Below are 268 nucleotides of genomic sequence, written 5' to 3'. Positions count from 1 at the left end.
GGCCAGACCGGCGCCGACCACCACCAGCAGGGAGGCGGCGACGAACAGTTCGCCGCCCTGAGCGGCCTTACGCGCCTTGGCCACCGACCGGAACATCGGCCGCAGCACGACCCGCCCCAGCAACACCATCAGACCCAGGCCGATGGCGGCCGGAACAAGGGTGAACAGGGCGCGTCCCAGCACGGCGGGATCCAGCGCGCCGCCCTGCTGGGCCAGGGCCGCCAGGACGGTGACGGTGATCAGGATCGGGGCGACCGACAGATCCTGA

The 268-nt window shown here is 72.0% G+C and carries 1 protein-coding gene; it reads right to left on the bottom strand.

The genetic code is table 11. From position 1 onward, the window contains the following. The coding region (locus CVH10_RS20965) for a hypothetical protein (RefSeq protein WP_219924927.1) at positions 1 to 268 on the bottom strand (268 nt) is incomplete at both ends.

Origin of the sequence: Halomonas sp. ND22Bw (assembly GCF_003011945.1) — a bacterium.
Classification (GTDB): domain Bacteria; phylum Pseudomonadota; class Gammaproteobacteria; order Pseudomonadales; family Halomonadaceae; genus Halomonas; species Halomonas halophila.
Note: the sequence above shows the minus strand (reverse complement) of the source record. Positions and strands in the feature narration are given on the sequence as shown.